The sequence below is a fragment of the Rubritepida flocculans DSM 14296 genome (assembly GCF_000425365.1).
Taxonomy (GTDB): Bacteria; Pseudomonadota; Alphaproteobacteria; order Acetobacterales; family Acetobacteraceae; genus Roseococcus; species Roseococcus flocculans.
Genome location: NZ_AUDH01000054.1, coordinates 1 through 6,963, shown reverse-complemented (window position 1 = coordinate 6,963; position 6,963 = coordinate 1). Strand labels below are relative to the sequence as shown.

The following is a 6,963-nucleotide window of genomic DNA, read 5'->3' as shown; positions in this document are numbered from 1 at the left end:
GTTTGAGAATTACCGATGTGCGACGCGGCGGAGCAGGAGGGCGCCCATGGCGACGTGGATCATGGCTTCGGACACGTCGAGGCGCCTCTCGTAGTCGCGGACGAGGCGCCGCCAGCGGATCATCCAGCCGAAGGTGCGCTCCACCACCCAGCGCCGCGGGATGACCTCGAAGCCCGATGTCCGGTCGGAGCGGCGGACGATCTCGATGACGAAGTCGAGGAACGCGGCCTTGTCCATGAGTTTCGTGCGGTCGTAGCCCGCATCCGCGAACAGGTGCTTCAGCCACGGCCAGCGCTTGCGGATGGCGCCGAGGATCGCCTGCGCGCCCGCGCTGTCCGACACGTCGGCCGGGGTGAGGTTCACCATCAGTAGGCGTCCCTCCGTGTCCACCGCGACGTGGCGCTTGCGCCCGGCGATCCGCTTGGCCCCGTCGAAGCCGCGCGCCTCGGCGAACGGCGCCTTCACCGTCTGGCTGTCGAGCACGCCGCCCGTCGGGCTGGCCTCCCGGCCCGCCGCCTCGCGGTCGAGCATCAGCGCCACGTCGTGGATGGTGCGGAACAGCAGGCGCCGGACGAAGCGACGAAACCACCAGTAGACCGTCTGCCAAGGGCCGAAGTGCACCGGCAGCATCCGCCATCCGCCCGCGCTGCGGGCCATGTAGCGGATCGCGTTCAGCACCTCGCGCAGATCGACCGAAGGCTTCCGGCCCCGCCGCGACGGCTTCGGCAGCAGCGGCTCGAGCCGCGCCCATTCCTCGTCCGTCAGGTCGGACGGATAGCGCTTCGTCTTTCGGCCAAGCTCGGCCATCCGGCCTCGGGTCTCTCGGGTCCACATCCCGAGCTTGAATCACCCTCGGTCGCGCCGCGCCAAGCCTTTCTCAAACGGTCACTGAAGGGAAGCGTGGGAAGCCGTCCAAATCGCCGTTTAAGATGTAGTCAAGTGTAGTCATTCGATGGCGATCGTCAGCACAACCCGTGTGGAAGGCCGTGGACGCAGGCTGATGGCGCGGCACGTAGCCGGCGTGTCCATTGCGGCGAAGCATGCCCACATCATCGATGGGCATAAGAGGCCCGGCGTGGCCGCGAGCGATTATTGCGCCATCATCCGGTCGTGGCTTTGTGGCAGCAGGCAAAGCAAAGTTGTATCTGCTGCGATGCAACGCCTCATTGCTACGGAGACGGAACAAATCAGAGAGGTCAGGCTCGCCGTCAAGGACGCCAAACCGGGTGCCAAGGGGCCCGACGTTGCGGCATGGCTCGCGAAAAGCCCGCCCTCAACCATCCGCTGGACGAAATACGTGCTGCAAGCGGCTGCGTCCGGCCAAGCCGACCTTCGGCGCCTCGCTCGCGCTTGAGTTCCCGAGCTTCACGGGGGCGGCGATGAGGGAACGCGTCGCCGCCCTCCGCGAGAAGCGGAAGTTGACCGCTCCGACCGATTATCCGCTCTGATGGATGCAGCGGGCGGCGCGGCGGAAACCCGTGCCGCCGCTTCGCGCACCAAGGCCTTGTGGCGCTCCGCGTAGCGACGGAAACGGTCGGCCGGTGCGCCGACCAGCAACGCAGACGAGACGCTGCCGTCGGCATTGAATATCGGTGCCGCGCAGCCTGCCGCGCCCAGAATGGTCTCCTCAATGGTGACGCAGACCCCTTCGCGTCGCACCTCGTCGAGGATGCGGCGCAAGGCCACCACGCTCGTCGTGGTGTGTGGCGTCAGCCGCTTGAGTTGTGTGCGCTTCAGATAGCTCTCCCGCCAAGCCTCGTCCTGGAAGGCAAGCAGCACACGCCCGGCCGCGGAGCAATATAGCGGCCGCATCGAGCCAAGCTGTGGCACGTAGCGGACCGGCTGCTCGCTTGGGATGATCTCGATATAGGTAACGAGGCCGCGTTCGCGCTCGATCGTCGTTAGATGAACGGTCTCGCCACTTTCCCGCGCGAGCCATTCCATTACGTTGCGCAGTTGGTCCGATTGCTCGCGGGCGGCGAGGATGGTGGTCGCAAGGCGGAAGGCCGCAGCGCCCAGTCGGTAGCGCCCGTCTATATGGGTCAAGTGCCCCCGGGCGACCAGCGGACGCAGCAGTAGGAGCAGGCTGCTCTTCGGGCTGCCCAGGGCCTGGCTGAGATCGACCAGACTCATGCCGTCCCTGCAGCCCGCGATCGCCTCGAACAGCCCAAGCACGCGCAGCAGGGAGCGGGGGGTGCCGTCGGATGTCGTCATGCATCGAATCCCTGGCCGCCTTCAGGTGGCGACCTAGCGGGACGCCTAGCATTGTCGGCCGCCGGAACCAAGATCGGGTCGCTATTCCATTGTCATGCCCGTCGCTTGGATAATCGGGCGCCATTTGTCCAGTTCCCCCCGCATGTAGGCCGCGGTGCTCGCTGGCGTCGAATTTGCCACGGGCTCCACCGAGACTGAGCGCAGGAAATCCTGGAACTCCGGCTCAGCGGCAACACGTCGGACCGCACGCTGCAGTGTCTCAATGATCGCCTGCGGCGTGCCGGCCGGGGCGAGCAGCGCGTTGTACGTATTCGCCACCATGTCCGGTATCCCGAGTTCAATCGCTGTGGGCACGTCGGGTGCGGCAGGGGAACGGGTGCGCGAGAAATTTGCGATGATCCGCAATCGGCCTTCGCGATGATGGTTCAGCGTCGTCGCGAAGGTATCGATGTAGATTGGCACATGGCCGGCCAGAAGGTCCTGCAATGCTGGGCCAGCGCCGCGATAGGGAACCTGCGTCATCAGGACGCCGCCCGCTTGGCGCATGAAGAGTTCAGCAGTGAAGTGAGCGATGCCGCCAACGCCCGAGGAGGCGTAAGTGACGCTGCCGCGCGGCGCACGCCGCAGCAGTTCGAGCAGATCTGGCAAGCTTTGCGCCTCGAAGGCGGGATGTACCGCCATCACCATCGGCACCTCGCCGATCAGGGCTATGGGCGCGAAATCCCCGATCGGATCGAAAGTTGGGCGTCGCATCAGCGTCGCGGCAATAGCGTGACTCGATGAGGTGGCGAGCAACAACGTGTACCCATCCGGATGCGCGCGGGCAACCCCGGCGCTCGCGATGGTCCCGCTGGCACCGGGCTTGTTCTCAACGATAACGGGCTGGCCAAGAACGCCACCAAGGCGCCCCGCGAGGCGCCGTGCGACGATGTCCGTCGGCCCGCCCGCCGAGAATCCAACGACGATGCGAATCGGTCGATCTGGAAAGGCGCCCTGCGCCTGAGCAGTCCAAGCGGGGATCAGAGTGCCGCCAGGCACGGCACCGAAGGTAGCAAGAAGGGTTCTGCGATCCATTGGCCGCTACTCCATCGTGAGGCCAAGAGCCCGGATGATCGGGCGCCATTTCTCTAACTCGCTGCGTATGAAGGCCATGGTCCGTTCCGGAGTCGGGTCCGGGTAGGGATCGAGCAGGTTTGCCGCCATGAAGGTCTGCATGGCGGGATCAGCGAGTGCGGCGCGCACAGCGCCGTTCAACGTCGCCAGTATGGGCGCTGGTGTGCCCGCCGGGGCGAGGATCGCGTTGTAGGTGTTGGAGACGACGCCGGGAAGTCCCTGCTCGCGTGCCGTGGGCAGGTCGGGCAGGTACGGCGATCGCTGCCCGGCGAAGACGGCCAGGATGCGGACCTGCCCACTACGATAGGGCTCCGCGATCGAGGCCATGGTGTCCATCACGATCGGGACGTTGTTGGCGAGCAAGTCCTGAAGGGCCGCGCTCGCCCCCCGATAATGCACGGGCGTGAGCTTGATGCCGGGCGCCTCGCGCACGAACAATTCGCCCGACAGATGCGCGATGCCGCCGGCGCCAGAGGTACCGTAGTTTAAGCCGTCTGGCGCGTCTCGTACGACACGCAGGAACTCCTGGAGGCTTCGGGCTGGGAAGGAAGGGTGCACGGCAAGCGCCATAGGCACCGTGCCGATCACGGCAACACCCGCAAAATCTTTCACCGGATCAAAGGTCGGGCGCCTCATGAGCGTCGCAGCGATCGCATGGCTCGAGGAGACGGCGACAATCAGCGTGTAGCCATCGGGCCTCGCTCGCGCGACTTCCGCCGCGCCGATCGTGCCGGCCGCTCCGGTCTTGTTCTCCACGACCACGGGCTGCCCGAGCTGCGCGCCAAGGCGTTCGGCGAGACGACGGGCCATGAGGTCTGTCGGTCCGCCGGCGGAAAAGGCGACCACCAGTCGGATTGGCCTATCGGGGTACCGATCGTGGGCGGATGCCGGGATCGCCATGCTGCCGGCGCCAGAGCCTGCGAGCCCGCACAGCAGCGTGCGTCGATGCATTGTCGTTTCTCCCCTCTTGCGGGGGCGTTGCCCGCAACGGCGGTTTGTAGCGTATGTTCATCATGTCGAACAGCGTTCTTTTTTTCCCGCCCCGCCTTTGGTAGAGTGCCGGCACGAGAATCGGGGGATGAGCATGGCGGCGAGCGAAAGGCGGATCATCGCGACCAAGGACGGACGCATTGGCATCATCGAGCTTGCGCGGCCTGCGGTTCTCAATTGCCTGTCGATCCAGACCTACGCCGAGATCCTCGCGGCCCTGCGGGGATTCGAGGCGGATCCGGACATCCGCGCCGTTCTCGTGAAGGCGCAGGGCAAGCACTTCTGCACAGGCGCCGAACTCGGTGAAGTCAAGGATGTGCGGAAGGATACCGATAAGCTGGGCCAGTTCCTTGCCCTTGGCCATGAAGTCCTGTGCGCTATGGAGCGAAGTCGGCTCCCGATCGTCGCCGCCATTCAAGGGCTTTGTCTCGCCGGTGGGCTTGAGTTGGCCATGGCGTGCGACATTGCCATTGCCGCACGGACCGCACAGTTCGGCGACCAGCACGCGCAGTACGGCCTCGTGCCTGGCTGGGGAGGAACGCAGCGCCTTCCTCGGCTTGTCGGCGTGCGCCGGGCTCTCGATCTAATGTTCAGCGCTCGATGGATCACGGCAGAGGAGGCTGAACGCTGGGGCCTAGTGAACCGCGTGGTCGCGGATGATTCCTTGCAGGAGGAAGCACTGGCGTATTGCCGCGCCCTTACCAATCGGAGTGGACCAGGTCTAGCGTTGATGAAGCGTCTGACGCGGGAAGGGCTTAATGGCAAACTCGCCGACGGCCTCGCGGCGGAGAGAGAAGCAGTCGCGCGCGCCCTCCAGACGCCGGATGTCGAGGAGGGCCTCTCGGCCTTCGAAGTTCGCCGCAAGCCTGTCTTTGGCTAGGGTTGGGGCCCCATACGCGGGCTTTCCTTGAGGCAGAAGCCATGATTCACCGATGCCGGACAGCGGGGGATGGTGCGTGTCTCGCGAGTTCGGATTGGGTGAGCGGCGATGGTTACGGCTCGCGCTGCCGCTGCCGAATAGGCCGCGAGGTATGCGGCGGGTGGGCGGTCAGCAGGCGGGTAATGAGTGGCGTCGCACGCGTGGTGCGCTCCGGTTGCGGGTGGGGCCGATGCCCCAGCCCGCTGCGGCCCCGCGCAGGATGCACTGCAAGCGCCGCTTCGCACACCGGGCAGCCAAGGGCGCCCGGGCGGAGCGCGTTGCTTGGTAGAGGGCGCGTTGACGCCGGGCTTGCCGGTGCTGCCGACGTCCGAGCACGTTCGGCTTTGGATCCTGGTGGTGCGGGCGGTACAGGCCGAACGTGCACGGAATGTCATGCAGAGCCTGTACGCTGGCCGCTACGCCAAGAAGCGGCCGTGGGTCACAGATTGCCAATCACGGCGCCAAGCTACCCGCGGAACTAGGGTGGTCGACGCAGGAGATCGCCGACATGGCCGCGCGACAACACAGTGTTGGAGTGAGACATGACGAAGGGCGCAGACACGACACACGAGTCAGCGGCGACGCACGACAGGATTCCTGGGCTTGAGGATAGGAATGCCCTCGTCACCGGCGGCACGGGGGGAATCGGCCTCGAAATCGCGAGGAAGCTGGTCGCGAGCGGCGCGACGGTGACGGTGAACGGGAGGAACGCGGCGCGGGGCGCAGCCGCGCTTGCCGCGCTCGGCGGCGCGTCGAACTCAGTCTTTTTCTCCGAAGGTAACGTCCGCGACTACGAGACGGCGGCACGGGTGGTTGCAGATGCCGCGTCGCGCGGAGGTGGGCGGCTTGACGTCCTTGTTAGCGCGGGGGCCGAAGGGCCGTCCGGACCGAAGCCGTTCCATGAGATGACACCGCGGGAGCTGGAGGACGGCTTTGCAGCGCGCGTACTCCCGCGCATCTTCCCGGTTCACGCAGCGGTACCTGCCCTCCGTGCGGCAGGCGGAGGCGCCGTCCTCCTCATCACGACCGACGCCGCGCGGCATCCCACGCCTGGCGAGGCGATCATCGGCGCCACGGGCGCTGCGGTCATTCTGCTCACGAAGGCGCTGGCGCGGGAGTTCTCACGCTGGAACACGCGCGTGAACGCGCTGGCGCTAACCCTGACCTCCGGTACGCCCTCTTGGGACCGCATCTTCTCAGCTCAGACCTTCGAGAACCGCCTCTTCTCCAAGGCGTTGACGCGGTTTCCGTTCGGACGCGCGCCAACAGCGGAGGAGGTTGCACGGGTGGCGGCATTCCTTGTTTCGCCCCAGGCGAGCCAAGTCACCGGACAGACGGTGAGCGTCAACGGAGGGCTTTCCTTCGGCGGATGGTGAGCGGCCACAAACGCCTAGAGCCATTTCACATCGACCGGAATCGCGATCGGGGATTCCGGCACGGCGCTGATGTGTGATTCATCGGTCTCCGGAGCTGAAACCGGAGGCAGCGATGACATGGCGATCTGGCCAGGCATATTCGCAGGATCTGCGTGAGCGCGTGTTGGCGGCGGTGGACGGTGGACTGCGCGTGCGCGAGGTGGCGCCGCTGTTCCGGGTGAGCATCTCCTACATCTACAAGGCGCTGGCGCGCCGTGCGGCGACGGGGGCGACCACCGCTTCGGCGCGTGGTGGCGCGCGGCGCAAGGCGGTGCTGGCCGGGCATGAGGCGGCGCTGCTGGCGCATCTGCG

General features: G+C 66.2%; 8 protein-coding genes. 4 read left to right on the top strand and 4 right to left on the bottom strand.

The window, feature by feature from the left end:
• Positions 1–9: 9 nt before the first annotated feature.
• The gene (locus H596_RS0118515) at positions 10–834 is read right to left on the bottom strand and encodes an IS5 family transposase (protein ID WP_084603023.1); all 825 of its coding nucleotides are present in this window, start codon (positions 832–834) and stop codon (positions 10–12) included.
• A gap of 118 nt (positions 835–952) precedes the next feature.
• On the opposite strand from H596_RS0118515, the gene H596_RS23995 reads away from it, so the two are divergent.
• Positions 953–1,354, top strand: a complete 402-nt coding sequence (locus tag H596_RS23995; RefSeq protein ID WP_156910190.1) for a Clp protease/crotonase-like domain-containing protein — start codon at positions 953–955, stop codon at positions 1,352–1,354.
• Positions 1,355–1,365: 11 nt separating this feature from the next.
• Here H596_RS23995 and H596_RS22430 read toward each other — a convergent pair whose 3' ends face one another.
• The 3 genes from H596_RS22430 to H596_RS0118500 all read right to left on the bottom strand — a co-directional run bounded on the left by H596_RS22430 (position 1,366) and on the right by H596_RS0118500 (position 4,278).
• Positions 1,366–2,214, bottom strand: a complete 849-nt coding sequence (locus tag H596_RS22430) for an IclR family transcriptional regulator (protein ID WP_051213416.1) — start codon at positions 2,212–2,214, stop codon at positions 1,366–1,368.
• Positions 2,215–2,295: 81 nt separating this feature from the next.
• Positions 2,296–3,288, bottom strand: a complete 993-nt coding sequence (locus tag H596_RS0118505) for a Bug family tripartite tricarboxylate transporter substrate binding protein (RefSeq protein ID WP_051213413.1) — start codon at positions 3,286–3,288, stop codon at positions 2,296–2,298.
• 6 nt (positions 3,289–3,294) lie between these two features.
• Positions 3,295–4,278: a Bug family tripartite tricarboxylate transporter substrate binding protein gene (locus tag H596_RS0118500; RefSeq protein WP_051213410.1), complete on the bottom strand. Its 984-nt coding sequence runs from the start codon at positions 4,276–4,278 to the stop codon at positions 3,295–3,297.
• A gap of 127 nt (positions 4,279–4,405) precedes the next feature.
• Between H596_RS0118500 and H596_RS0118495 the strand changes: the two genes are divergently transcribed.
• From H596_RS0118495 to H596_RS23990, 3 genes are all read left to right on the top strand, one after another.
• Positions 4,406–5,197 (top strand): enoyl-CoA hydratase/isomerase family protein, encoded by a 792-nt coding sequence (locus tag H596_RS0118495; RefSeq protein ID WP_051213408.1) that lies wholly within the window; start codon positions 4,406–4,408, stop codon positions 5,195–5,197.
• Between the two features lie 581 nt (positions 5,198–5,778).
• Entirely contained in the window at positions 5,779–6,612 is an 834-nt protein-coding gene (locus H596_RS0118490) for an SDR family NAD(P)-dependent oxidoreductase (RefSeq protein WP_084603021.1), read from the top strand.
• A 112-nt stretch (positions 6,613–6,724) separates the two neighbouring features.
• On the top strand, positions 6,725–6,963 hold a 239-nt coding region (locus H596_RS23990; RefSeq protein WP_245584074.1), incomplete at its 3' end, for an IS630 transposase-related protein.